This window comes from Pseudomonas sp. AC239 (genome assembly GCF_979258545.1).
Genome location: NZ_OZ409864.1, coordinates 3,310,884 through 3,335,325 on the forward strand (window position 1 = coordinate 3,310,884; position 24,442 = coordinate 3,335,325).

Annotated in this window: 29 protein-coding genes; 19 read left to right on the plus strand and 10 right to left on the minus strand. The window is 59.3% G+C overall.

Translation table 11 applies throughout. The features are described 5' to 3' along the window. The first annotated feature begins 138 nt into the window (after positions 1-138). From ACZ0AZ_RS15005 to recX, 13 genes are all read left to right on the plus strand, one after another. Positions 139-648, plus strand: a complete 510-nt coding sequence (locus tag ACZ0AZ_RS15005; RefSeq protein WP_041478093.1) for a phage baseplate assembly protein V — start codon at positions 139-141, stop codon at positions 646-648. Continuing rightward, complete coding sequence (locus ACZ0AZ_RS15010) at positions 648-1,046, plus strand: phage GP46 family protein (RefSeq protein ID WP_463537654.1); 399 nt, start codon at positions 648-650, stop codon at positions 1,044-1,046. The genes ACZ0AZ_RS15005 and ACZ0AZ_RS15010 overlap by 1 nt, the downstream gene beginning before the upstream one ends. After that, positions 1,036-2,079, plus strand: a complete 1,044-nt coding sequence (locus ACZ0AZ_RS15015; RefSeq protein ID WP_129998799.1) for a baseplate J/gp47 family protein — start codon at positions 1,036-1,038, stop codon at positions 2,077-2,079. The genes ACZ0AZ_RS15010 and ACZ0AZ_RS15015 overlap by 11 nt, the downstream gene beginning before the upstream one ends. Then, positions 2,067-2,666 (plus strand): YmfQ family protein, encoded by a 600-nt coding sequence (locus tag ACZ0AZ_RS15020; protein WP_463537655.1) that lies wholly within the window; start codon positions 2,067-2,069, stop codon positions 2,664-2,666. The genes ACZ0AZ_RS15015 and ACZ0AZ_RS15020 overlap by 13 nt, the downstream gene beginning before the upstream one ends. Positions 2,667-2,678: 12 nt before the next feature. Continuing rightward, positions 2,679-4,232, plus strand: coding sequence for a hypothetical protein (locus ACZ0AZ_RS15025; RefSeq protein ID WP_039762561.1), 1,554 nt, complete (start codon positions 2,679-2,681; stop codon positions 4,230-4,232). A gap of 1 nt (position 4,233) precedes the next feature. Next, positions 4,234-4,701 carry a tail fiber assembly protein gene (locus tag ACZ0AZ_RS15030; protein ID WP_463537656.1) on the plus strand — a complete coding sequence of 156 codons (468 nt, stop codon included), beginning with the start codon at positions 4,234-4,236 and terminating at the stop codon, positions 4,699-4,701. A gap of 133 nt (positions 4,702-4,834) precedes the next feature. Continuing rightward, positions 4,835-5,722, plus strand: a complete 888-nt coding sequence (locus tag ACZ0AZ_RS15035) for a gp53-like domain-containing protein (RefSeq protein WP_463537657.1) — start codon at positions 4,835-4,837, stop codon at positions 5,720-5,722. Further along, positions 5,723-6,169: a tail fiber assembly protein gene (locus tag ACZ0AZ_RS15040; protein ID WP_463537658.1), complete on the plus strand. Its 447-nt coding sequence runs from the start codon at positions 5,723-5,725 to the stop codon at positions 6,167-6,169. Positions 6,170-6,280: 111 nt separating this feature from the next. Beyond that, the gene (locus ACZ0AZ_RS15045) at positions 6,281-6,847 is read left to right on the plus strand and encodes a glycoside hydrolase family 19 protein (protein WP_129998802.1); all 567 of its coding nucleotides are present in this window, start codon (positions 6,281-6,283) and stop codon (positions 6,845-6,847) included. After that, positions 6,826-7,344, plus strand: coding sequence for a lysis system i-spanin subunit Rz (locus tag ACZ0AZ_RS15050; RefSeq protein ID WP_039762571.1), 519 nt, complete (start codon positions 6,826-6,828; stop codon positions 7,342-7,344). The genes ACZ0AZ_RS15045 and ACZ0AZ_RS15050 overlap by 22 nt, the downstream gene beginning before the upstream one ends. 67 nt (positions 7,345-7,411) lie before the next feature. Beyond that, positions 7,412-7,912, plus strand: coding sequence for a CinA family protein (locus ACZ0AZ_RS15055; protein WP_463537659.1), 501 nt, complete (start codon positions 7,412-7,414; stop codon positions 7,910-7,912). Positions 7,913-7,995: 83 nt separating this feature from the next. After that, the gene (gene recA, locus ACZ0AZ_RS15060; RefSeq protein ID WP_039762573.1) at positions 7,996-9,054 is read left to right on the plus strand and encodes a recombinase RecA; all 1,059 of its coding nucleotides are present in this window, start codon (positions 7,996-7,998) and stop codon (positions 9,052-9,054) included. Positions 9,055-9,062: 8 nt separating this feature from the next. Continuing rightward, on the plus strand, positions 9,063-9,530 hold the full coding sequence (recX, locus tag ACZ0AZ_RS15065; protein WP_039762574.1) for a recombination regulator RecX: 468 nt from the start codon (positions 9,063-9,065) through the stop codon (positions 9,528-9,530). Positions 9,531-9,589: 59 nt separating this feature from the next. Here recX and ACZ0AZ_RS15070 read toward each other — a convergent pair whose 3' ends face one another. Continuing rightward, positions 9,590-10,705 (minus strand): LOG family protein, encoded by a 1,116-nt coding sequence (locus ACZ0AZ_RS15070; protein ID WP_129998804.1) that lies wholly within the window; start codon positions 10,703-10,705, stop codon positions 9,590-9,592. A gap of 339 nt (positions 10,706-11,044) precedes the next feature. On the opposite strand from ACZ0AZ_RS15070, the gene ACZ0AZ_RS15075 reads away from it, so the two are divergent. Then, positions 11,045-11,242 (plus strand): hypothetical protein, encoded by a 198-nt coding sequence (locus tag ACZ0AZ_RS15075; RefSeq protein WP_039762578.1) that lies wholly within the window; start codon positions 11,045-11,047, stop codon positions 11,240-11,242. On the opposite strand, the gene ACZ0AZ_RS15080 is transcribed toward ACZ0AZ_RS15075, so the two are convergent. Beyond that, positions 11,243-11,668 (minus strand): PA3611 family quorum-sensing-regulated virulence factor, encoded by a 426-nt coding sequence (locus ACZ0AZ_RS15080; RefSeq protein ID WP_007908738.1) that lies wholly within the window; start codon positions 11,666-11,668, stop codon positions 11,243-11,245. Positions 11,669-11,857: 189 nt separating this feature from the next. Here ACZ0AZ_RS15080 and ACZ0AZ_RS15085 point away from each other — a divergent pair, with 189 nt between their 5' ends. The 3 genes from ACZ0AZ_RS15085 to ACZ0AZ_RS15095 all read left to right on the plus strand — a co-directional run bounded on the left by ACZ0AZ_RS15085 (position 11,858) and on the right by ACZ0AZ_RS15095 (position 13,914). Then, complete coding sequence (locus ACZ0AZ_RS15085) at positions 11,858-12,601, plus strand: tRNA-uridine aminocarboxypropyltransferase (RefSeq protein WP_129998805.1); 744 nt, start codon at positions 11,858-11,860, stop codon at positions 12,599-12,601. Positions 12,602-12,826: 225 nt separating this feature from the next. Next, positions 12,827-13,477 carry a response regulator transcription factor ErdR gene (gene erdR / locus ACZ0AZ_RS15090; RefSeq protein ID WP_039762582.1) on the plus strand — a complete coding sequence of 217 codons (651 nt, stop codon included), beginning with the start codon at positions 12,827-12,829 and terminating at the stop codon, positions 13,475-13,477. Positions 13,478-13,551: 74 nt separating this feature from the next. Further along, entirely contained in the window at positions 13,552-13,914 is a 363-nt protein-coding gene (locus ACZ0AZ_RS15095; RefSeq protein ID WP_016771411.1) for a diacylglycerol kinase, read from the plus strand. Here ACZ0AZ_RS15095 and ACZ0AZ_RS15100 read toward each other — a convergent pair. Beyond that, entirely contained in the window at positions 13,911-14,837 is a 927-nt protein-coding gene (locus ACZ0AZ_RS15100) for a LysR family transcriptional regulator (RefSeq protein WP_024011881.1), read from the minus strand. The genes ACZ0AZ_RS15095 and ACZ0AZ_RS15100 overlap by 4 nt on opposite strands. A gap of 132 nt (positions 14,838-14,969) precedes the next feature. Between ACZ0AZ_RS15100 and fpr the strand changes: the two genes are divergently transcribed. Beyond that, a complete protein-coding gene (gene fpr, locus ACZ0AZ_RS15105) occupies positions 14,970-15,749 on the plus strand; it encodes a ferredoxin-NADP reductase (protein WP_007908723.1) in 780 nt (259 codons plus the stop codon). 156 nt (positions 15,750-15,905) lie between these two features. Here the strand turns inward: fpr and tsaA are convergent, their stop codons facing one another. The 6 genes from tsaA to rimO all read right to left on the minus strand — a co-directional run bounded on the left by tsaA (position 15,906) and on the right by rimO (position 21,178). Further along, positions 15,906-16,604 carry a tRNA (N6-threonylcarbamoyladenosine(37)-N6)-methyltransferase TrmO gene (tsaA, locus tag ACZ0AZ_RS15110; RefSeq protein ID WP_165368409.1) on the minus strand — a complete coding sequence of 233 codons (699 nt, stop codon included), beginning with the start codon at positions 16,602-16,604 and terminating at the stop codon, positions 15,906-15,908. Between the two features lie 165 nt (positions 16,605-16,769). Further along, a complete protein-coding gene (locus ACZ0AZ_RS15115; RefSeq protein WP_463537660.1) occupies positions 16,770-17,540 on the minus strand; it encodes an SDR family oxidoreductase in 771 nt (256 codons plus the stop codon). 169 nt (positions 17,541-17,709) lie between these two features. After that, positions 17,710-18,177: a YehS family protein gene (locus ACZ0AZ_RS15120; RefSeq protein WP_016771408.1), complete on the minus strand. Its 468-nt coding sequence runs from the start codon at positions 18,175-18,177 to the stop codon at positions 17,710-17,712. A gap of 69 nt (positions 18,178-18,246) precedes the next feature. Continuing rightward, the gene (locus tag ACZ0AZ_RS15125) at positions 18,247-18,957 is read right to left on the minus strand and encodes an rRNA pseudouridine synthase (RefSeq protein ID WP_129998808.1); all 711 of its coding nucleotides are present in this window, start codon (positions 18,955-18,957) and stop codon (positions 18,247-18,249) included. Positions 18,958-19,146: 189 nt separating this feature from the next. Continuing rightward, positions 19,147-19,620 carry a GNAT family N-acetyltransferase gene (locus ACZ0AZ_RS15130; RefSeq protein ID WP_160768296.1) on the minus strand — a complete coding sequence of 158 codons (474 nt, stop codon included), beginning with the start codon at positions 19,618-19,620 and terminating at the stop codon, positions 19,147-19,149. A gap of 220 nt (positions 19,621-19,840) precedes the next feature. Beyond that, entirely contained in the window at positions 19,841-21,178 is a 1,338-nt protein-coding gene (gene rimO, locus ACZ0AZ_RS15135) for a 30S ribosomal protein S12 methylthiotransferase RimO (RefSeq protein WP_024011887.1), read from the minus strand. Positions 21,179-21,527: 349 nt separating this feature from the next. Between rimO and ACZ0AZ_RS15140 the strand changes: the two genes are divergently transcribed. After that, positions 21,528-23,369, plus strand: a complete 1,842-nt coding sequence (locus ACZ0AZ_RS15140; protein ID WP_372339860.1) for a potassium transporter Kup — start codon at positions 21,528-21,530, stop codon at positions 23,367-23,369. Positions 23,370-23,567: 198 nt separating this feature from the next. Here the strand turns inward: ACZ0AZ_RS15140 and ACZ0AZ_RS15145 are convergent, their stop codons facing one another. Next, on the minus strand, positions 23,568-23,894 hold the full coding sequence (locus tag ACZ0AZ_RS15145; protein WP_463537662.1) for a DUF3077 domain-containing protein: 327 nt from the start codon (positions 23,892-23,894) through the stop codon (positions 23,568-23,570). Positions 23,895-24,442: the final 548 nt, after the last annotated feature.

A 24,442-nucleotide genomic window follows, 5' to 3' on the forward strand; every position in this document is an offset into this window, starting at 1 on the left:
TGGCGACAATGGCCCCTGTGGGAGCGGGCTTGCCCGCGATAGCGGTCGTGACAACAAATACATTTTTTCCCTGACACACCGCCATCGCGGGCAAGCCCGCTCCCACAGGGTTTGTGTCGACAAAGTCTAAGGAAACCCATGAGCCTACTGACACGCCTGCTGGCGCGCGGCACTGTCGTGCTCGCCAATTCGGCATCCAAGCTGCAATCGCTGCAAATGCGCCTCACCGCCGGTGAAGTCAACGACGACCTCGAACACTTCGAACCCTACGGTTTCACCAGCCATCCGTTGGCTGGCGCCGAAGGGGTCGTCACCTTCATCGGCGGCGACCGTTCCCATGCTATCGCCTTGGTCATCGCCGACCGCCGCTATCGCCTGCAAGCACTCGCTGCCGGTGAAGTGGCGATCTACACCGACGAGGGCGACAAAATTCATTTCAAGCGCGGACGGATCATCGACATCGAAACCGCCACGCTGAACATCCGCGCCAGTAGCGCGGTGAACTTCGACACGCCGGTGATAAACCAGACCGGCAAGATCGTTTCCACCGGTGATCAACTGGCTGGCGGCATCAGCCAGATCAAACACGTGCATGTTGGCGTGCAGGCCGGTAACGGTCAGACCGGCGCGCCGGCAGGAGGCCAGTGATGTTCATCAGCCAGAACCTCAACGCCGCGCTGACCCGTGCCGTGCTCATCAGTCTGTTCACCTGGCGTCGCGCCGCTGATGACGACGCCCTCGATGACGAAGAACGCTTCGGCTGGTGGGGCGACAGTTTTCCCACGGTTGCCGACGATCGCATCGGCTCGCGGCTGTGGCTGCTGCGCCGGGTCAAGCTGACCCGGCAGACGCAAATGGACGCCGAGTTCTATGCCCGCGAAGCCCTGCAGTGGCTGCTCGACGACGGTCACTGCAGGGCGATCGACATCATCAGCGAACGCCTCGATGCCCAGCGCCTGAACCTGCGCACGGTCCTGACCCTGGCCGACGGTGAACGTCTGGACATCAACCCCGATAACAGTTGGCAGGTGATCTATGCCGTTTGAAACCCCTTCGCTGCCGGTGCTGATCAAGCGCACCCAAAGCGACCTGGCCGGCGATTCGCTGCGCCAGTCCGATGCGCAAGTGCTGGCCCGCACCCTCGGCGGCGCCGCTTATGGCCTGTACGGTTATCTCGACTGGATTGCCCAACAGATCCTGCCCGACAAGGCCGATGAATCGACACTGGAACGCATCGCCGCGTTGCGCCTGAACCAACCGCGCAAAGCTGCACAAGTGGCCACCGGCAGCGTCAGTTTTACTGCAACACCTGGCGCGGTGCTCGACGTTGACACTCTGCTGCAAGCGAACGATGGGCGCACCTACAAAGTCATCGCCGCGCGCACCACGGTCAATGGCAGCAACACCACCACGATTGCGGCGCTGGAGGCCGGTAGCCTGGGCAATGCCGACGCCGGTCTGACGCTGACCCCGGTGCAACCGATTGCCGGGATTGTCGGCAACAGCTTCGTGGTGCTGGCGCCGGGCCTCAGCGGTGGCGTGGCCCGCGAAAGCCTCGAGTCGCTGCGCTCGCGGGTGATTCGTTCCTATCGGGTGATTCCCCATGGCGGTTCGGCCAGTGACTACGAGACGTGGGCACTGGAAGTGCCGGGCGTGACCCGTGCGTGGTGCCGTGGCGGCGATGGCGGCATGGGCATTGTCAGCCTGTTCATCATGCGCGATGACGATACGCAGCCGATTCCCGGGGCTGAGCAATTAGCCGAGGTTCAGGCCTATATAGAACCATTGCGTCCGGTGACCGCCGAAGTGCATGTGCTGGCTCCGGAGCAGGTCCCGGTCACCTATAAAATACGCTTGAGTCCTGATACCAGCGCCGTGCGGGCCGCGGTGCAAGCGCAACTGCATGACTTGCACAACCGCGAGGCCGGTCTGGGCGACACCTTGCTGCAAAGTCATATTCGCGAAGCGATCAGTAGCGCCACCGGCGAGTATGACCACCAACTGATCGCGCCCGTTGGCAATGTCGTGCCGACCGAGAACCAGTTGCTGACCTTCGGGGGTTGCATATGGGAGGCATAAGAACTGCGGTGCAATATCAGGCCCAGTTACGCAACTTGCTGCCCAGTGGTCCGGCCTGGGATCCGGAACGAGTGCCTGAACTGGACGCAGTGCTCGTGAGTATTTCCCTGGAGCTGTCGCGTCTGGACGCCCGCGCCGTTGACCTGCAAAACGAAATGGATCCTGCCGGCGTCAGCGAGTTGGTACCCGATTGGGAGCGGGTCATGAATTTGCCTGATCCGTGCCTTGGACAGAAGCCGTTGTTCGACGACCGTCGTCTGGCGGTGCGCCGGCGCCTGCTCGCAGTCGGTAGCCAGACCATAGGCTACTTCGTCGAAATCGCCAGAACCCAAGGCTATCCCAACGCCAGCGTGACTGAGTTAAGAGCACCACGAATGGGGCGCTCACGTTTCGGTAAAGGGCACTTTGGCAGTTGGCAGGCGCAGTTCATGTGGACGCTCAATACCGGTGGTCGGCAATTCATCGGCCGCCGTTTCGGCGCCAGTTATTGGGGTGAGCGCTTTGGTGTAAATCCCGGTAGCGCCCTGGAGTGCCTTATCCATCGCAGTGCACCTGCGCATACCCGTGTGCACATCAATTATGACTAGAGGTTAAAAAGTATGGATTACCCGAAAAACACCCCCGGTGTCGGGCTGGTGAATGGACAGTTTGTGGACGAGAACCCGGTCGCAGGAACACCTGGGTCTTTGATCCCGGCAACTTGGGGCAATGCGGTTACCCAAGAGATCCTGAACGTGATCAAAGCGGCGGGGATGGAGCCCGAGGAAGATGTTTCAACGCAGTTGCTGCAAGCCATCCAGAGTTTTGCCGCTCATGACTTCAAGAACTCGGTGCGGGTAGCGACCACGGGAACAATTGCCCTCAGCGGTTTGCAGAACATCGACGGTGTACAACTGGCCGTGGCAGATCGAGTGCTGGTGAAAGACCAGGCCAATGCATCGCAAAACGGTGTTTACGTGGTGGCTGCCGGCTCATGGGCGCGCGCCGTGGATGCCGCGCAGGACTATCAAGTGACCAGCAGCTTTGTCATTGCGACCGATGAAGGTGTGGTGAACAGGTCCCGCCTTTGGCAACTGACCACACCAGGTCCGATCAAGGTCGGCACCACTGCGCTGACGTTTGAATTACTGGCGGGGTACACCGGAGTAGCCTCTGGCGAATACCGCAAGGTCATGGTCAATGCACGGGGGCAAGTCACAGCCGGCTCCAATCCGACAACCCTTGATGGCTACGGCATAGTGGATGCGTACACGAAAGTAGCTGCCAACAGCGCATTTGTGAAACAGGGCGGTGGCGCCGGGCAACTTGGCAACACGGTATCCATTGGCTGGGACGGCAAGAACATCTTGATCCAAGTGGACGCTACCAGTTTTGGCAACCTGTGGTGTTCGGCCAACTTTGACCCCGGGACCAAGGCCAACGTCGCGGACGTGTACAGCAAGAGTGCGACGAATGGCTTGCTGGACGCCAAAATCGCTTCGGATACATGTTCTGTGGCCGGTTTCGCAGGTGGGAACTCCGCTTCTCCTTATATGCGAAACAAGAACAGCAACGAAGTCGTGATGCTGGCGAAAAGTGCCTCGACACTTGCGGGCTATGGCATCACGGATGGGATGACGCGTGCCGAGATTACCGGCCAGGTCAGTGCTCGGGTGCTCAGTGACGGCATTACTTGGGCAGGGTTTGCCAGTAATGATCCGAATCAGCCCTATATGCGGCGTACTTCCGATAACGGCGTCTATCTTTTGCAGCCTCGTCTGGGGTTCACACCGGTTCGCCAGGGCGGAGGAAACTTCCAGTCGAACAATACGGTAATGATCGGCTGGGCGGCCGACGGTACGTCTCTGCGAGCACAAGTCGATGCAACTGATTTGGGCAGCATCTGGACCGACGGCATCGGTAATGCCAAAGCGGTCGCTGCGCAATCAACCGCCGAAGCAGGAGTGGTCGGTTCTTATGCGTTGTTAGTCGTTGGCGGAGGAGGCGCTACAGGGCCGGGCGCACTTGCTGCCGGCGTCAACTGCCGGTTCACGGCCACCGACGGTTCTGCCTGGGGCGGCGCACCTGCCGGCACTTGGCGAATCATGGGGGCAATCCGAAATGCCGACGGTGCCAGCCCTGACTCAACTGTTCTATGCCTGAGGGTTTATTGAAATGATGACAATTCTGAGTGCGCGTCAGCCCTGCTGGAACGACGTGGAACATACCTCGTTGAACCTGTTGGTAACTTTCGAAGAGACCAGAGAATCATTGGGTGAAGTACCTTTTACGGCTTCGCCGAACGATCCGGAGAGTCACGGTCGAGAATTGTTTGAACGGGCAGCTGCTCTGGAATACGGCGACATTGCCGAACCCGACGAAGAACAACTGAAAGATGCAATGCGTATGAAATCTTCCGCGCTCTCGGCGCTGGCTTCATCGACGATCGCAAAGTTGCAGGGTGACTTGAGCACTCTGCAGGACTCCGAGGCGCTGGGCATGGCCACAGATGAGGAAATCACGCAGTTGCCATTGACTCAGGCACAACTTGATCTCTGGAGAAAGTACCGGGTACTGCTTTCAAGAGTCGAAAGCCAGCCCGCTTTTCCTCGCGCGGTCGATTGGCCACCGCAGCCTGATTGAATGTTTGGTGCATGAGCCGAGTACATGGCCCTTAGAATGCTGCACAGCATTTTTGCTACTTGCAGAGCGGTCGCAAGACCGGGCCGGCTGCGTGCACTCTCGGCGTCGAATGAATAACAGCCGGAGACTAAAAATGGATTATCCAAAGAGTGTGCCCAATATCGGACTGGTCAATGGCAGGTTCGTGGATGAAAACCTTGCAAGCGGAGCGCCGGGCTCGCTGATTCCTGCTGTGTGGGGTAATGGCGTAACGCAGGAAATTCTGAGTGTTGTGCAGGCGGCAGGTCTAACGCCGGACGAGACGACCAATGATCAATTGCTGGGCGCACTTCGCAGTCCGGCGCTGTTTTTGACTGCTGCCCAGTTTGATAAAGGTCGGTCAGTGGCCACTGCGGAGTTTGTTCAGCGTGCGTTGGGCAATTACGCAAGTGCACGGGGAATATCCGCCGCAACGCAACTATCGATCGCTGATATCGGCTGCTCGATCGGAATGGGCGGGACCGCTACCTATACCGTTACCCTGCCTGACGTCGCCTCGGTACCTGATGGTGCGAGCATTGGCCTGCACTGCCGCAACAGCGCACCGGTCACGGTTGCGAGTAAGTCCGGTGCACAGATCAGCCCCCAAGGCGCCTATCTGACCTCGATTGTGATGAACAGCGGGGAGAGCGCCAACTTTGTCAAAGAGAGCGGCATCTGGACTGTTTACGGTACCGCCAGTTTGAAATATGCCGCGCTGTTTTCCGGAATGGTCAGCAATCCCGGGTATCAAAAACACGCCAGTGGCAACATCGATCAGTGGGGCACGGGGATATCGAACGCCGAGGGGGATGTCTACGTGACATTTCCGATGACGTTTCCCAAGGCATATTTCTCGCTGGTGGCGACACATACGGGGGGCGATGCGGCGATGGTTGCGGTAACGGCGTACAGCGCAAAGGGCTGCACACTGAGAATTCGCAATGCTGCTGGTCAAGTCAGCGCCGGTTGGTCGGTGAATTATTTTGCAAAGGGCTACTGAATGAACCCCTTCACCGTTTTATTCAGCGCCAGCACCAAGGGCGCGTATGTGCCGGGTATCAATTCGACGGATATTCCCGATGACGTAATCGAGATTCCTCAGGGCTACTGGATCTCATTACTGCAACAGTTGGCGGTTACGCCAAAAATGATTGGCGTGAGCGAGGCTAACGGCTACCCGATTCTGGTCGATCCACCGCCACCCTCGCCGGATGCAGCCGCTGACACCGAGCGCGCCTGGCGCACGGCCCAGCTGGCCGCCACTGACGGTTTGGTGGCGCGTGACCGGGACGAACTTGAGGACGGCGGCGGTACCACGCTGACTACCGAGCAATACACACAATTGCAAGTCTATCGTCGTGAGTTGCGTGACTGGCCGCAGGGATCATTTTTTCCGTTCAGCGAGTATCGGCCGTTGGCTCCGGGGTGGTTGGCTGCTGCAATCTGAAGCAGCTTGATCAAGGCTCTATTGCCTGAAAACTTCAGAAAGAAATGGCTGACAGGCATCAGCCGTCAACCATGATTCAATCGGGGCAACATCCAGGGAGGATCAAGCATCATGCAATTAACTGAAAAACATCTTATCGACATCATGCCCAACGCCCGCTCCCAAGCGGGCGTTTTTGTTTCGGCACTCAACGCCGCCATGGCCAGGCAGCGCATCGATACGCCCAAGCGTATCGCCGCGTTTCTGGCACAGGTCGGTCACGAGTCGGGCCAATTGCGTTACGTGCGCGAACTGGGCAACAACCAGTACCTGAGCAAATACGACACCGGCACCCTGGCGCTGCGTCTGGGCAATACGCCCGAGGCGGATGGCGACGGGCAAAAGTACCGAGGGCGTGGGCTCATTCAAATCACCGGTCGCGCCAACTATCGCCAGTGTAGCCTCGGCTTGTTTGGCGATGAGCGTCTGTTGGCATTGCCCGAGTTGCTTGAACAACCGCAGTGGGCGGCCGAATCGGCGGCGTGGTTCTGGGCGCAGAAGAGCCTGAATGAGTTGGCCGACGCGGACCAGTTCAACACCATCACCCGGCGTATCAACGGTGGGTTGAACGGTTTGCAGGATCGTCTGGAAATCTGGGGGCGGGCGAGGGCGGTACTATGTCCGGCTCCTGGCGGGTGATTGGTCTGTTGTTGCTGGTGGCCGGAGCTTTCGTCGCGGCGTGGCAGTTTCAGGACTGGCGCTACGGGCGGCAATTGGCCGAACAGGCGCGGTTAAACGCCGAGACGCAGAATCAACTCACTCAGACCGCCTTGAGCGCGCAGCAGGCCGAGCAGGATAAACGCCTGGCCCTGGAGCAACGGCTCGCGGCGAGTGAACAAACCCATTATCGAGCGCTGAGCGATGCCCAACGTGATCAGGATCGCCTGCGCGATCGCCTTGCTACTGCCGATGTGCGGCTGTCAGTCCTTCTCGACGCCGGCGACGTTGCCCACGGCTGCGCGGTGCCAGCCACCGCCGGCACCGGCGGCGTGGATTCTGCAACCGTACGCGCCCGACTTGACCCGGCGCATGCTCAACGAATTATCGCCATCACCGACACCGGGGACCGTGGATTGATCGCTTTGCAGGCTTGTCAGGCCTACGTCAGAGCGTTGGCGCCCGAACATTTTGAATGATTCTGTGTATTGAAAGCGCGTCCGGCTCGTGTACGGTGAAGGCATTCCACACGATCCGGAGCTCGCCGTGAAAGAGACCACCCAACTGGCCGCAGAACTGGGCCGACGTCTGCAAATGCTCAATGCCCACGTTACTACCGCCGAGTCCTGCACAGGCGGCGGGATTGCCGAAGCGATCACGCGGATTCCGGGCAGTTCGGCCTGGTTTGAAGCGGGTTACGTGACATATTCCAATCGACAGAAAACCCGGCAGTTGACTGTGCCGGGCGATTTGTTCGAGACGGTGGGCGCGGTCAGTCGTGAAGTGGTCGAGGCGATGGTGCGCGGTGCGCAGCAGCACAGCCTGGCGCATTTTGCCGTGGCGGTCAGCGGTGTTGCCGGTCCCGACGGCGGCACGCCGAACAAGCCGGTGGGTACGGTGTGGCTGGCCTGGGGCGTGGGCGATGCGATTTACAGCGAGGTTCAATACTTCCCTGGCAACCGCGACGAAGTCCGCCGACAAACGGTGAAGGCCGCGCTGGAGGGGCTTGTGCGACTAGCGGCACGAGAAATCGAAAATCAGGGGTAGGCGATCTTCGAACGCTGTGGAATAATACTGGCTACTTATACAGGTGTTGGCCGTCAGGCCTTATTGATTACGTGAGGACTTTAATGGACGACAACAAGAAGAAAGCCTTGGCTGCGGCCCTGGGTCAGATCGAACGTCAATTCGGCAAGGGTGCCGTAATGCGTATGGGCGATCAAGACCGTCAGGCGATCCCATCCATCTCTACTGGCTCTCTGGGTCTGGACATTGCACTCGGCATCGGCGGCCTGCCAAAAGGTCGTATCGTTGAAATCTACGGTCCTGAATCCTCCGGTAAAACCACACTGACACTGTCGGTCATCGCCCAGGCGCAGAAAGCTGGCGCGACCTGCGCATTCGTCGACGCCGAACACGCTCTCGATCCAGAGTACGCCGGCAAGCTGGGCGTCAACGTTGATGACCTGCTGGTTTCCCAGCCGGACACCGGCGAACAGGCCCTGGAAATCACCGACATGCTGGTGCGCTCCAACGCTGTTGACGTGATCATCGTCGACTCCGTGGCCGCATTGGTACCGAAGGCTGAAATCGAAGGTGAAATGGGCGACATGCACGTCGGCCTCCAAGCCCGTCTGATGTCTCAGGCGCTGCGTAAAATCACCGGTAACATCAAGAATGCCAACTGCCTGGTCATCTTCATCAACCAGATCCGAATGAAAATCGGCGTGATGTTCGGCAGCCCGGAAACCACTACTGGTGGTAACGCGCTGAAGTTCTACGCCTCGGTTCGTCTCGACATCCGCCGTACCGGCGCGGTGAAAGAAGGTGACGAAGTGGTCGGCAGCGAAACCCGCGTCAAGGTTGTGAAGAACAAGGTGGCTTCGCCGTTCCGTCAGGCCGAGTTCCAGATTCTTTACGGCAAAGGCATCTACCTCAATGGCGAGATGATCGACCTGGGCGTGCTGCACGGTTTCGTCGAGAAGTCCGGCGCATGGTATGCCTACGAAGGCACCAAGATCGGTCAGGGCAAGGCCAACTCGGCCAAGTTCCTGGCAGACAACCCGGAAATCGCCGCGAAGCTCGAGAAGCAACTGCGTGACAAGCTGCTGGCCCCAGTGGCAGACGTCAAGGCTTTGGCCTCCCGGGACAAGCTCGATAACATGGCCGAGGCCGATGTCGACGTTTGAGTCGTTGAATGACACTTGTACTCGATACTCTCGTCGCGGTGCGGCGAACCGCCATGGACCTGCTCGCACGTCGCGAGCATGGTCGAGTCGAGTTGACGCGTAAGCTGCGTCAGCGCGGCGCCGAGGCGGAGCTGATCGAAACAGCCCTCGACCGTTTGACGGAAGAGGGTCTGCTTTCCGAAGCCCGTTACCTTGAAAGTTTTGTCTCCTACCGCGCCCGTTCCGGCTATGGCCCATTGCGAATTCGTGAGGAGCTCAGCCAGCGCGGTTTGCAACGCACCGATATTGAAATTGCCCTGCGCGAAAGCGGTATCAACTGGCAGGCGCAGCTTCAGGATACGTGGCAACGCAAGTTCTCCGGGCATTTACCGATTGATGCGAAAGAACGGGCCAGGCAAGGCCGGTTTCTGGCGTATCGGGGGTTTTCGATGGAGATGATCAACCGCTTGTTCAGCGGTCGAGGGATGGACGATTAGACCGATTCAACAAAAAAGGCCCGCTATTTTTTAGAAAATAGCGGGCCTTTTTTTTGCCTTCAAATTACGTTGAAAGGCTCGCGTGAGCGTTGTGCTGCGGGCGGTTTTGAGTCGGCCCAGTTTTCCGCCAGGTTGATGAAGTCCACCAATTCCCTCAGCCGACCATGAGTGCGGCCATTGAAGGCAAACGCCAATCGCGCCAAGTGGCTGAACTGCGCATCGTCTTGTTCTTCACCGCTGTAGGCGTGTTGATGAAACCCGTCGCTCAGGCACAGATCAGCAAATTCCTCCTGCATCTGCGCCAGTGCCTGGTCGCTGAGCTTATGGTTCATGCGAATCACAAATTGGCGCTTGAGCCAGCGGCTTGAGTGGAAGTTGCTGTAGAACTGATCGATTTGTTCTACCGCTTCTTCAACGCTGTAAACCAGTCGCATCAGCTTCATATCGGTCGGCAGGATATAGCGATTTTCTTCCAGCTGATTGCGGATGAAGTCCAGCGCACCTTGCCAGAAGGTGCCGCCCGGAACATCCAGCAACACCACCGGCACCAACGGGCTTTTGCCAGTCTGAATCAGCGTCAGCACTTCCAGCGCTTCATCAAGGGTGCCAAAGCCGCCCGGGCACAGCACCAGCGCATCAGCCTCTTTGACGAAGAACAGTTTGCGGGTGAAGAAAAAGTGGAAGGGCAACAGCTTGTCAGTGCCATCCACGGTCGGGTTGGCGTGCTGTTCGAAGGGCAGAGTGATATTGAAGCCCAGGCTGTGGTCACGTCCGGCCCCTTCGTGGGCGGCGGCCATGATGCCGCCGCCAGCGCCGGTGATGACCATCATGTCTGCCTGCGTCAGCGCTGCGCCGAGCTCACGGGCCATTGCATACAGAGGATGTTCCACTGGCGTACGTGCCGAGCCGAACACGGTGACCTTGCGCCGGCCCTTGAACTGTTCGAGCACACGGAACGCCTGCTCCAGTTCACGCAGGGCTTGCAGAGTGATCTTGGCGTTCCAGCGGTTATGGTCTTCCTGAGCCATGCGCAGCACGGTGAGAATCATGTCGCGGTAGATAGGGATGTTCGGGCTGTTGGGGGAAACATGGTTGAGTTGTGCTTCGACCTCGCGGATGAGGTCGCCGCTTTCCTGAAAATGACGGCTCAAGAGGTCATTCGGTTGATAAGGCATTCAACGTCTCCTTCTGTACAGGGCGGCTAGCCCTGACAACCAGCGTCCGGGCCGCACTGCAAAAACACACAGGGCCGGCAGTTCCATTTCTGCCGTTAACGAATGATCGGGAATACTCTCAATCTAGACCCTCGCACGCATTCGCGCTGACTTGAACAGTGCGCTGTAACGTTTCGCCTGGCAACCGCTTACTGATTCGCGCCAAAGCCTCGCCGCTCGTCTGAACGTGTCGCAAAGGGCCATCACTCTGATTTACTCAACTACAGATGTCGCAAGACAACCTTGCGTTAGCGCAAGGCAGGCAATTCAAGGATTCGTGGTGGCAAGGAGGCGGGATGCATGGCCAGAGTGGTTCTGGAGATCGATACGCAGCTGTATCGGATGTTGCAAGAGTCGGCCAAGACCAATCAATTGAGTCTCGAGGAGGAGTGCTGCCGACGATTGGCGGGCGGCGAGCGCCGCTCGCGCTATTTGCAGGCTCTGGTGGCGGAATTGCGCGCCGAGGATGAACAGCGGCGCGCTAATGCTTCGCGCTGATTACTTCTTCTTCGCCGGCGCGGCTTTCGGGCAATCGGATTCCTGATAGCTGGCCGAACCGATGGCTTTGTTGGTTTTCACTTCGGTGAAGTCGTAACGCATGATCGCGCCCTTGGCCATCAGCTTGCGGTACGACGGGTTGTTGCAGACCGACGCGCCCAATTGGAAATACACAGCCTTGGGATCGGCGCGCATCTTGTCGGCGTGGCTCTTTTGCACGCTCAGATGGTTGATCAGTTGCGTGCCTTCGACGGTGTAGCCTTGATCAAGAATGTCTTCATTGATCGCCCGTGGCGTGCCGACGCTGCTTTGGGCGGCGACGTTGCGCAGCTCTCGGTTCAGATTCTGCTCACTCAGGGACGCAGCCTGAGCGGTAAAGGACGACGCCAGCAGAATGGCAGCGGTAGGAACGATAAGGCGCAGCATGAAACTCTCCTGATTCGGTGACTGGTGGTTCGACCCGTCACGGGGCGGTGCGTTCAGTGGCGGCGAATTATAGGGGAGCCGGTCTGGACGGTACAGGCTTGTGGCCGTCGCTCTGGTAAACTGCCGGCCTTTATTGCCCTGCCGAGTGTCGTTCGTGTCGAGTTTCCCAGTCTGCCGGTGTTGCCCGTGATGAACCATGCGCCCAACGCCGTGGCCCGCCTGCGCGATCAGCGCGAGGACGAAGGCATCAAGCCGATTCAGGCGCGCGGCTTTCGCTCCGAGCGTTGCCGCGATTGCCGGGTCATCATCAGTCATTGTCTGTGCGCCTGGCGGCCAAGCGTCGACACCCGTTCTGGCGTGTGTCTGATCATGACCGGCAAGGAAGTGTTCAAGCCAAGCAACACCGGTTGGCTGATTGCCGATGTGGTGCGCGACAACCATGCGTTCATCTGGTCACGCACCGAGCCCGACCCGCAAATGCTTGCGCTGCTCAACGATCCGCAATGGCAGCCATATCTGGTGTTTCCGGGTGAATATGTCGAGCCGTCGCGGGTAACCAACACGGTGAGTGTCGATAGCAGCAAGCGCCCGCTGTTCATTCTGCTCGATGCGACCTGGACTGAAGCGCGGAAGATTTTCCGCAAGAGTCCGTATTTCGACCGCTTACCGATCCTCAGCCTGCTGCCGGACAAACTCTCGCGTTACCGTTTGCGCCGTTCGACCCGCAGCGAGCACCTGTGCACCGCCGAAGTCGCAGCGTTGTGCCTGGAACTGGCCGGTGACAGCGATGCCGCTTCGGCGCTGGACGCTTATTTCGATGTGTTCAGCCAGCATTACCTTGGTGCGAAACAGCAACTGGACCTGAACGAATCGACCCCCGCTCACGCCGAGCTGCTGCCTTATATACGAAAGCCGCAGCCGGAGTTGGCCTGATAGTGGCCCATACTGTCGCTAGCGCTGGCCATGTTGCTTGACCACCCCGGCTGCGCTGGGCATGCTTGGCGCCGATTAGGGTGCGGCCAAGGTTTGAAACGCCGTGTTTGTTGCTGATTGGCGTTGAACGTGCCCCTGTGGATGTCGCCGGAATGTGGCATCTTGAGTTGCTTTGGTCTGACCGGAATGCACTGGCGGGCCATCAAAAACAGGATCATTTGAAAAATGGCCACATACGACATCCTGATTGCCGATGATCACCCCCTGTTTCGCAGCGCCCTCCACCAGGCAGTGACGCTGGGCCTTGGCCCGGACGTGCGGTTGGTGGAGGTGGCGAGCATTGCCGAACTGGAAGCGCGCCTGGCCGAAAAGGCTGACTGGGATCTGGTCCTGCTGGACCTGAACATGCCCGGCGCCTACGGTTTTTCCGGCTTGGTGCTGCTGCGCGGGCAGTACCCGCAGATTCCGGTGGTGATGGTCTCGGCCCAGGAAGAAGCCTCGGTGATGGTCAAATCCCGCGAGTTCGGCGCCAGTGGCTTCATTCCAAAATCCAGCGATCTGAGCGTGATTCAGGAAGCGGTGCGCAAGGTGCTTGATGGCGATGTGTTCTGGCCGCCGCAAGCCTTCGAAGCGGTGAGCGTGTCCGATGAGGCGAAAGCCGCCAGTGATGGCCTCGCCAGCCTGACGCCGCAACAGTTCCGCGTGCTGACCATGGTCTGCGAAGGTCTGCTGAACAAACAGATCGCTTATGAGCTGAGCGTGTCGGAAGCGACCATCAAGGCCCACGTCACGGCGATCTTTCGCAAATTGAATGTGCGCACTCGGACACAAGCGGCTTTACTGCTGCAACAACTTGAGTCAATTCCGAGCCAGTGATGGCTGGCGGTTTCACGCTTTTTTGACTTTCGTTGATCTAGCTTCCCCACTCCTTTTTGGCTGGTTTCTTTCTTATGTCTCCTTTCAAGGGCCAGACCGGCCTGAAACGCATTCTCAACGCTTCCGGCTATTCGCTCGACGGCCTGCGCGCCGCCTTCACCGGCGAAGCGGCGTTCCGTCAATTGGTGCTGCTCAACGTGGTGCTGATTCCGCTGACATTCTTCCTCAATGTCAGCCGTGTCGAGCAGGCGGTGTTGATTGCTGTTTGCTTGCTCGCTCTGATTGTCGAGCTGCTCAATTCAGCGGTGGAAGCGGCCATCGACCGCATCTCGCTGGAACTGCACCCGCTGTCGAAGAACGCCAAGGACATGGGCAGCGCTGCGCAGTTCGTGGCGTTGAGCATGATTGGCCTGGTGTGGGCGGTGATTCTGCTTTAAGCAATGGTCGGCAAGACGATCTCGTCGCTGCGCTGCACCCCGGCGGTGAAGGCGCGGCACAGCTCAAGGAATTCGCGCATGGCCGAGGTCTGGTACTTCTGTTTATGCCAGATGAAATAGAACTGCCGGGCCAGATCCAGGTCCGGCGTCTCCACCGGCACCAGACTGCCGCGCCGGAAGGCATCGCGCAGCGCCAGCCGCGAAATGCAGCCAATTCCCAGCCCTGATTCCACTGCGCGCTTGATCGCTTCGGTATGTTCCAGCTCCAGCCGAATGTTCAGCGCGCTGCGATGGTGACGCATGGCCTGATCGAAGGTCAGCCGCGTGCCAGAGCCCTGTTCCCGCAGAATCCATGCCTCGTGGGTCAGTTCTTCCATCGTCGCGCTGCCGCGTTTGGCCAGCGGATGTTGCGGCGCACAGAACACCACCAGCTCATCCTCGACCCAGCTCTGCACTTCGATGTCGGGGTGGCTGCAATCGCCTTCAATCAGACCCAGATCAATTTCGTAATGCGCGACTTGCTGCACGATATTGGCAGTGTTCTGCACGTGCAGCTTGACCTGACTTTCCGGGTGCCGCTGCATGAAGCTGCCGATCAGCAGGGTGGCCAGATAGTTGCCAATGGTCAGCGTCGCCCCCACTGATAAAGAGCCGAAACCGGATTTGCCATTGAGCAGGTCTTCGATTTCCTTGGCCTGATCGAGCAGGGCCACCGCTTGCGGCAACAGTTGTTTGCCAAGGGCGTTGAGGCTCAGGCGTTTGCCGGCGCGGTCGAACAGCTGGCAGCTGGACTGGCGCTCGAGCTCGGTGATCGAAGTGCTGGCCGCCGATTGCGAGAGGTTGAGCAGACCCGCAGCACGGGATACGCTTTCCTGCTGGGCGACGGCGACGAAGACTTGCAGTTGACGGAGAGTAAATCGCATATCGATATAACCGATAACCCTTATCTTAATAATCCAGTTAACAGATATTGTCGTCGCTATTAGAATGCGATGCAATTGCGCACGTTAAGCCTCATTGAGCCGCGCAGACCAATCTCCAGGAGTCAAACGTACATGAGCAACATGAACCACGAGCGTGTCCTCAGTGTTCATCACTGGAACGACACTCTGTTCAGCTTCAAGTGCACCCGCGATCCGGGCCTGCGCTTCGAGAACGGTCAGTTCGTGATGATCGGCCTGCAACAGCCCAACGGCCGCCCGCTTATGCGCGCTTACTCGATCGCCAGCCCGAACTGGGAAGAGCATCTCGAATTCTTCAGCATCAAGGTTCAGGACGGTCCGCTGACCTCCCAGCTGCAGCATTTGAAGGAAGGCGACGAGATCATCATCTCGAAAAAGCCTACCGGTACGCTGGTTCTCGATGACCTGAACCCGGGCAAGCACCTGTACCTGCTGAGCACCGGCACCGGTCTGGCGCCGTTCATGAGCGTCATTCAGGACCCGGAAACCTACGAGCGCTTTGAAAAAGTGATCCTGGTCCACGGTGTGCGTTACGTCAACGAAGTCGCCTACCGCGAATTCATCACCGAGCACCTGCCGCAGAACGAGTTCTTCGGCGAAGCGCTGCGTGACAAGCTGATCTACTACCCGACCGTGACCCGCGAGCCGTTCGAAAATCAGGGCCGTCTCACCGACCTGATGCGCAGCGGCAAGCTGTTCAGCGACATCGGTCTGCCACCGATCAACCCGCAGGACGACCGTGCGATGATCTGCGGCAGCCCAAGCATGCTCGACGAGACCAGCGAAGTGCTCGACAGCTTCGGGCTGAAGATCTCGGCGCGGATGCGCGAGCCGGGTGATTACCTGATCGAGCGTGCGTTCGTCGAAAAATAACACCCCTTTGTAGGAGTGAGCCTGCTCGCGATAGGGCCGTGTCAGTCGAAATCCATCTTGACTGATCCACCGCAATCGCGAGCAGGCTCACTCCTACAGAAAAGCAAAAAGCCCGCGTTGCCTGAGAGGCAGCGCGGGCTTTTTCGTTTCCGGGGTCTACGCTGAGGCCGGGATGACTTCCAGCACGCGGATCTGTTCGGGCGTCGGGTAATGCCAGCGCACGTCCAGATCCCAGAACTGTGCGCCATATTCACGCTCCGGCGTCGGTGTCTGATACGCCGGACGCGGATCCTGAGCCAGGCACTGTTCAATCAGTTCAACCAATGGCTCGCCGAGGCGCTGAGCGTGTGTGTGCGCCTGTTTCAGCGCCGAATCCGCCCATTGCACGTCGATCAGCTGCGGCGCGGCGCTGGCGATGTCGTTGGTCGCCGCCGGGATGATGTCGGCATACGGCACGTACGGTTTGATATCCAGCACCGGCGTGCCGTCGAGCAGATCGATCCCGGAAATAAACAGGCGATTGGCCTCGACCTTGTCCAGCTTCACCACTGATTGCCCGATGCCGTTCGGTCGGTGTGTGGCGCGGGTGGCGAACACGCCCATCGACTTGTTGCCGCCCAGTCGCGGCGGGCGCACCTTCAGGCGCGGCTTGTCTTCCAGGGCCTGATGGAACAGGAACAACAGCCACACGTGACTGACCTGCTCCAGCCCCTGCACCGCGTCACCCTGATCGAACGGCGCCACCAGCTCCAGCACGCCACGGGCGGCCGGGGCCAGTTGTGGCTGGCGGGGAATGGCGAACTTCTCCTTGAAACAGGAGCGCACGAAGCCGATCGGGGACACGCTGTAAGTCATGGTTTGCATTCGAAGCGGGGTAGGGCGGGCATGATAACCCGGCTCGCTTCAAGTCTGGTGGTGACAGGGCTTCCGCTATCGCGAGCAGGCTCGCTCCCACAGTGGATCTATGTCGTGCACAAATCCTGTGGGAGCGAGCCTGCTCGCGAAGGCCGCACCGCCGATCTACAAACTGAACCCACCATCCAGCGGAATGATATTCCCGGTCATATAAGCCCCCGCCGTACTCGCCAGGCTGATCGCCAGCGCCGCCATCTCTTCCTCGCGCCCCCAGCGCTTCATCGGAATCAGCGCAGTATCCTCAGCAAATGCCTGCTCATCGTTACCAATATGCTGGGTCATCTTGCTCGGAAAGCGACCCGGCGCAATCACGTTGACGTTGATGTGCTGGCTCACCAGTTCCCGCGCCAGAATTCGCGACAACTGATGCAGGGCGGCCTTGCTCGGCCCATAGGCATACGCCTGCTCGCCAAACGAAGAAATCCCCGCCACCGAACCGATATTGATGATCCGCGCCGGATTCGCCGCCGAGCCAGCCTTGCGCAGCAACGGCAGAAACTGCTGGATGCAACTGAAGACCGAGGTCACGTTGAGCTGCATGACCTTCTGCCAGCCCTTGACCGGATAACTCTCCAGCGGCGCGCCCCACGTGGTGCCGGCATTGTTCACCAGAATGTCCAGATGAATGATCTGCTCGCCCAGACGCGCGGCCAATTCCCGCACGCCTTCTTCGGTCGCCAGATTCGCCGCCACGCCGTGACAAATGCCCAACGCGCCAAGTTCTTCAGCGGTTTGCTGGCAGGCTTCAACATCGCGCGAGCACACATAGACATGGGCGCCGGCCTCGACGAACGCCTTCGCGATCATCTTGCCGATACCGCGAGTGCCGCCAGTCACCAGAGCGGTGCGGCCTTGCAGGGAAAAGTAGGGATGCATGGCGAGTCCTGAAGAGTAGGGATCAGTACACCCTAGTCGTCAGCCGCGAAAAGCGGAGCCACTATTTTCGGAGGGAATGAGGGGCCATGCGGCCAGCTTCGAGCTGCAAGCTACAAGCGGCAAGTCAAACACCGTGCCCGGCCTTGCAGCTTGCAGCTTGCAGCTGTTTTCAGGCTCTCACGCGCAGCGTGAGCCCTTTGAGGAAATTACGCAGCAACTGGTCGCCACACGGGCGATAGTTGGTGTGGCCGACCTTGCGGAACAGCGCGCTCAGTTCAGGCTTGGATACCGGAAACTCGGCAGCCTTGAGGATCGCGTGCATGTCGTCTTCTTTCAGTTCGAAGGCCACGCGCAGTTTTTTCAGGATAATGTTGTTGGTCACCGGCACTTCGATCGGCTGTGGCGGACGGCTTTCGTCCTTGCCACGCTTGAAGATCACCAGCCCGTCGAGGAAGTGCGCGATGACTTCGTCCGGGCAGCGTACGAAGCCTTCTTCGTCTTCTTCTTTCTTGTCGAGCCAGGTGATGACATCGGCGAGCGTGACGTCCATGCCGCCCAGTTTGATGATCTCGACAACTTTCTTGTCGCTGATGTCGAGCATGTAGCGCACGCTGCGCAGTACGTCGTTATGAACCATGTCGGTATTCCTGATACGTGTGGGCAGCGCTCGCGGGCGCTGCCGGAATGTGGGGCGGCAGGGGAAGTCTTAAAACTTCTCTTTGCCGGACAGGTAGCGCCATTGGCCGAGCGGGACCTTGCCGATCGACACGCCGCCGATGCGGATGCGGCGGATGCCGATGACCTTCAGGCCAACCGCTTCGCAGAACTGCGCAATAATTCCCGGCTGCGGGTTTTTCATGGCGAAGCGCAGTCGGTTTTCGTTCTGCCAACTGGCCTTGACCGGCGGCAGCTCCTTGCCCTTGTGGGTCAGGCCATGCTGCAAACGGTTGAGGCCGTGGGCAGCCATCTCACCTTCGACTTCGACGATGTACTCCTGCTCGATCTTCGCAGCGTCGGCGGTGAGCTTGCGCAGGATTTTCCAGTCCTGGGTGAACACCAGCAGGCCGCTGGCCTTGGGCTGCAGGTCGGCGCTGGCGGTCAGGCGCAGGAAATGCCCGCGCAACGGACGCTTGCCATAGCGATGCTCTTCGCTGAGGGTTTCGGCGCTGAGCGATTGCATGGCGCTGTCGACATCCATGCCAGGCGGCGCGTTGAGCAGGATGGTCACCGGCTCCGGCGCGGTGGCCTTGGCGTCCTTGTCGAGCTCGACCTTTTGCTCGCCGACCTTGAATTGCGGCTCATCGATGACTTCGCCGTCCACGGTGACCCAGCCGCCCTCGATGAACAGCTCGGCCTCCCGGCGGGAGCAACCGACCAGTTCGATGAGGCGTTTGGACAGGCGAATCGGGTCAGTCATGACAGGGCCGTAACAAAAAAGGGGTGGGCATTGTACCTGTGTGGAAGCGGTTAAGCCCGGTTCCATTTGCTGGATGGTCGCTTTGCCTGTGGGAGCTGGCTTGCCAGCGATGGCATCGCCTTGGCATTTGTCGGTCACCGCGGCGTCTGCATCGCTGGCAAGCCAGCTCCCACAGGGTTCTATGTGGTGTCAGGCATGGTTCGCGCGCTGCTGGTTTTGCCGCAAGCGCATATGCAGCAGCGGATACGGCTGGCCCATGCCATCGACCTCGGAGCGGCCGATCACTTCAAATCCCTGCTTTTCATAAAAACCCAAGGCTTGCGGATTTTGTTCGTTGACGTCGAGTTCATCGGCGTTGAGCCGTTCGATCGCATATCGGAGCAACTGCTTGCCCAAGCCTTGACCACGGTGATCAGGATCGATGAACAGCATTTCAATCTTGCCCGCCGCCACACCGGCAAAGCCAGTGATGCGCTGCTGGCGGTCCTTGGTGCAGATCAGCATGACCGCATCGAGATAGCGAGTGAGCACCAGATTGCGCAGCAGCTCTATGTAGCTGTCCGGCAGGAATTGATGAGTAGCACGGACCGAGGCCTCCCAGACCCGGGTCAGTTCTTCGTAATCGCTGATTTTCGGTGTGTGAATGACCGAATGCTGACGCATGTGCGTGTGCCTCTTGTGCGGTTCAAGGGAGTCCGTCCCCCGCTAAACGATAGCCGCAAAAAAGCCCCGTATCTTGTAAAAAAGAGCGGGGCTTCTGGATACAGCGCTATTCCCCTGTGGGAGCGAGCCTGCTCGCGAAAGCATTGTGTCAGGCAATATTTGCAGCGACTGACCCAGCGCATTCGCGAGCAGGCTCGCTCCCACAGGTATTTTGCGGTGCTTAGATCTGCTCAGCCCACAGGTCGTATTCGTCGGCGTCAGTCACCTTGCACCAGACCTTGTCACCCGGCTTCAGGTTGCTGCCGTTATCGATAAACACGTTGCCATCGATCTCAGGCGCGTCGAAGAAGCAACGGCCCACCGCGCCTTGTTCATCAACCTCGTCCACCAGCACTTCAATCTCACGACCGATGCGCATTTGCAGGCGTGCCGAGCTGATCGCCTGCTGGTGCGCCATGAAGCGCTCCCAACGATCCTGCTTGACGTCGTCCGGCACCACTTCCAGATCCAGATCATTCGCTGGCGCGCCGTCAACCGGCGAGTACTGGAAGCAGCCGACGCGGTCGAGCTGGGCTTCGGTCAGCCAGTTGAGCAGGTACTGGAAGTCTTCTTCGGTTTCGCCCGGGAAGCCGACGATGAAGGTCGAACGGATGATCAGGTCCGGGCAGATTTCGCGCCAGTTCTTGATGCGTGCCAGGGTCTTGTCTTCGAACGCCGGGCGTTTCATCGACTTCAGGACTTTCGGGCTGGCGTGCTGGAACGGGATGTCCAGGTACGGCAGGATTTTGCCGGCGGCCATCAGCGGAATCAGCTCGTCGACGTGCGGGTACGGATAAACGTAGTGCAAGCGGACCCAGACGCCCAAGGTGCTCAACGCTTCGCAAAGCTCGGTCATACGGGTTTTCACTGGCGCGCCGTTCCAGAAGCCGGTGCGGTATTTCACATCAACGCCGTAAGCGCTGGTGTCTTGCGAGATCACCAACAGCTCTTTGACGCCGGATTTGACCAGGCGCTGGGCTTCGTCGAGCACATCGCCAACCGGACGGCTGACCAGTTTGCCGCGCATCGACGGGATGATGCAGAACGAGCAGCTGTGGTTGCAGCCTTCGGAAATCTTCAGGTACGCGTAGTGGCGCGGGGTCAGCTTGATGCCTTGCGGCGGCACCAGGTCGATCAGCGGGTTGTGATCCTGACGCGGCGGCACCACTTCGTGCACGGCGTTGACCACTTGCTCGTACTGCTGCGGACCGGTCACGGCCAGCACGCTCGGGTGTACGTCGCGGATGTTGCCTTCTTCCACGCCCATGCAACCGGTGACGATGACCTTGCCGTTTTCCTTGATCGCTTCGCCGATCACTTCCAGCGACTCGGCCTTGGCCGAATCGATGAAGCCGCAGGTGTTGACCACCACCACGTCGGCGTCCTGATAGGTGGACACCACGTCATAGCCTTCCATGCGCAGCTGGGTCAGGATGCGCTCGGAGTCGACCAGTGCTTTCGGGCAACCCAGAGATACAAAGCCAACCTTTGGATTGGCCGGCGCAGGAGTGGTGGACATGTCTAACCTCGGTGTTTTGTGACGTCGCTGGCCACGCGCGGCAGCTGACGGATGGGCGCTTGAGATGCGCCTCTGATCAAAAAGTGCGCAATTCTAGCGGCGGGCAACGCACTTGACCAGCTTTATACGGGGAAATACGACGAGTGCTGCGCTATGCTTCGCGCCGTTGAGCTTTACCGATTTCGTGCAGTCAATCATTGGTCTGTAACAACAGGTAAAACAGCGCATGCTGCAACTCAAAGCATAGTGCTTCCTTCAAAGAAGCCGGTATCGAGATCAGGAGTGTTGGATGGGTCAGGCAAGTAGTCATGCGGCGGGCGCCGAGGGTTCGGCGAGCAGACCGCTGAGCATGCTGGTCGCGGCGGTCGGGGTGGTTTATGGCGACATCGGCACGAGCCCGTTGTACACCCTCAAGGAAGTGTTTTCCGGCGGATACGGTGTGCCGGTCAATCACGACGGCGTGCTGGGCATTCTGTCGTTGATCTTCTGGTCGCTGATCTGGGTGGTCTCGATCAAATACATGATGTTCGTCCTGCGCGCCGACAACCAGGGCGAAGGCGGCATCATGGCCCTCACCGCGCTGGCACGGCGGGCAGCGGCGGGGCGCAAGCGTCTGCGCACGCTGTTGGTGGTGTGCGGGCTGATCGGCGCGGCGCTGTTCTACGGCGACAGCATGATCACCCCGGCCATTTCGGTGCTGTCGGCGATCGAAGGCCTGGGCCTGGCGTTTGACGGCATCGATCACTGGGTGGTGCCGCTGTCGCTGGTAGTGCTGGTCGCGCTGTTTCTGATCCAGCGCCACGGTACCGCGCGGATCGGCATTCTGTTCGGGCCGATCATGGTCACCTGGTTCCTCGTCCTCGGCGCGCTCGGTGTGTACGGCATCAGCCACACCCCGGAAGTGCTGCACGCGCTGAACCCGATGTGGGCGGTGAATTTTTTCGTCGTGCACCCGGGCATGGGCGTAGCGATCCTCGGCGCGGTAGTGCTGGCGCTGACCGGCGCCGAAGCGCTGTACGCCGACATGGGCCACTTCGGTCGCAAGCCGATCGCCCGCGCCTGGTTCCTGCTGGTGCTGCCGGCGCTGGTGCTCAACTACTTCGGCCAGGGCGCATTGCTGCTGGACAACCCGGACGCGGCGCGTAACCCGTTCTATCTGCTGGCGCCGAGCTGGGCGCTGATTCCGCTGGTCGGCCTTTCGACCCTGGCCACGGTGATCGCCTCGCAAGCGGTGATTTCCGGCGCGTTCTCCCTGACCCGTCAGGCGATCCAGCTCGGTTACATCCCGCGCATGTACATCCAGCACACCTCCAGCGACGAGCAGGGGCAGATCTACATCGGCGCGGTGAACTGGGCGCTGATGGTCGGCGTGGTGCTGCTGGTGATCGGCTTCGAATCCTCCGGCGCACTGGCCTCGGCCTACGGCGTGGCGGTGACCGGGACCATGCTGATGACCACCATTCTGGTGTCAGCGGTCATGCTGCTGCTGTGGAAATGGCCACCGATCCTCGCGGTGCCGGTGCTGCTTGGCTTCCTGCTGGTGGATGGCCTGTACTTCGCCGCCAACGTGCCGAAGATCGTTCAAGGCGGCGCGTTCCCGGTGATCGCCGGTATCGCCCTGTTCGTGCTGATGACCACCTGGAAGCGCGGCAAACAACTGCTGGTCGAACGCCTCGACGAAGGCGCGCTGCCGCTGCCGATCTTCATCAGCAGCATCCGCGTGCAACCACCGCATCGCGTGCAGGGCACCGCCGTGTTCCTCACCGCTCGTTCCGACGCCGTGCCGCATGCGCTGTTGCACAACCTTTTGCACAATCAGGTGCTGCATGAGCAAGTGGTGCTGCTGACGGTGGTTTACGAAGACATCCCGCGCGTACCGCCATCGCGGCGCTTCGAAGTCGAAGCCCATGGTGAAGGCTTCTTCCGGGTGATCCTGCACTTTGGCTTCACCGACGAGCCGGACGTGCCGCAAGCGCTGAAGCTGTGTCATCTGGATGATCTGGACTTCAGCCCGATGCGCACGACCTACTTCCTCAGCCGTGAAACGGTGATTGCCTCGAAACTTGAGGGCATGGCGCGTTGGCGTGAAGCGCTGTTCGCGTTCATGTTGAAGAATGCCAATGGGAACTTGCGGTTCTTCAATCTGCCGCTGAACCGGGTGATTGAGTTGGGGACGCAGGTGGAGATGTAAGCCTCGCCTCAACTGAAAAAGCCCCCATCGGCCTTGTGGCTGGCGGGGGCTTTTTTGTGCCTGCACATAAACTTCAAACCCACGCAAATCCCCCTGTGGGAGCGAGCTTGCTCGCGAAGGTTGAGTGACAGGAGAAGCATTCTTCGGCTGACCCACCGCATTCGCGAGCAAGCTCGCTCCCACAAGGGTTCTGTGGTGTTAGTGGCTTTCAGGCAATTCTTCTTCGGATTCGGTCTTTGTGCGAGCAGGTCGTGGCATCAACGCCTGAATCACATCATCAATCAACGCTTTGCCCATCACCGTCAGGTAATGCGCAGCCCAGGCATGGCGGTCGGTGTCTCTGATGAAGGCAGCATCCCCGGCGAAGGATTTGGCGAGGGATAGCAGGTCGGAGGATTGCGACAAGGCATCGATGATCGGGATGCCGGCGCGGACGTTGAAGAACGCTTGATCCGAGTTGTAGAGGAAAGGGGTGAAGCCGATGGTTTTAACGCTTGCGAGTCCGTGCAGATCAGGTTCGGTCATCGTGTTACTCCTTAGTTCGAAGCGCCGCGACTTTCGTTACCACGCGAAAGGGAGGCAACTGTACGCAGGGTGGTAAACCGGGAACCAAGGAAACCGGCACGCTCGAAAGCGTCCCACGCACAGCCGCCATAACTCGAGGAGCGGGCTGTTGCGATGGTTTCTCCGGGTTACCACACCCGATCGCTGAATGGGTCAGCGACGTCCGGAGAGTATCCCGTCGAAAAACAGCGCAATAGAGCGGCAAAGCGCCCGAATACGAGATTCGGAGTTTGCCTACAAGGTCTGTGGGCGTCATCTGATATTGCGAGACCAGACGTAAACGAAACTAAACGTTGCTGGCGGTTACGTGGGTATTTGTTCGGTAGATGAATGAGTGTGGAGTTGACGATTCGATAATGCCAATTAAGCAGGTGTCCACGTTTTATGGAATGTGGACACTTGGCGTTTTTGGCTTCCTGAAGAGTCAAGAGATTTGCGAGCCTTGGCACAAAACTGTTGAATCCAGCGCAATTCCCCTGTGGGAGCGAGCTTGCTCGCGAAGGCGTAGT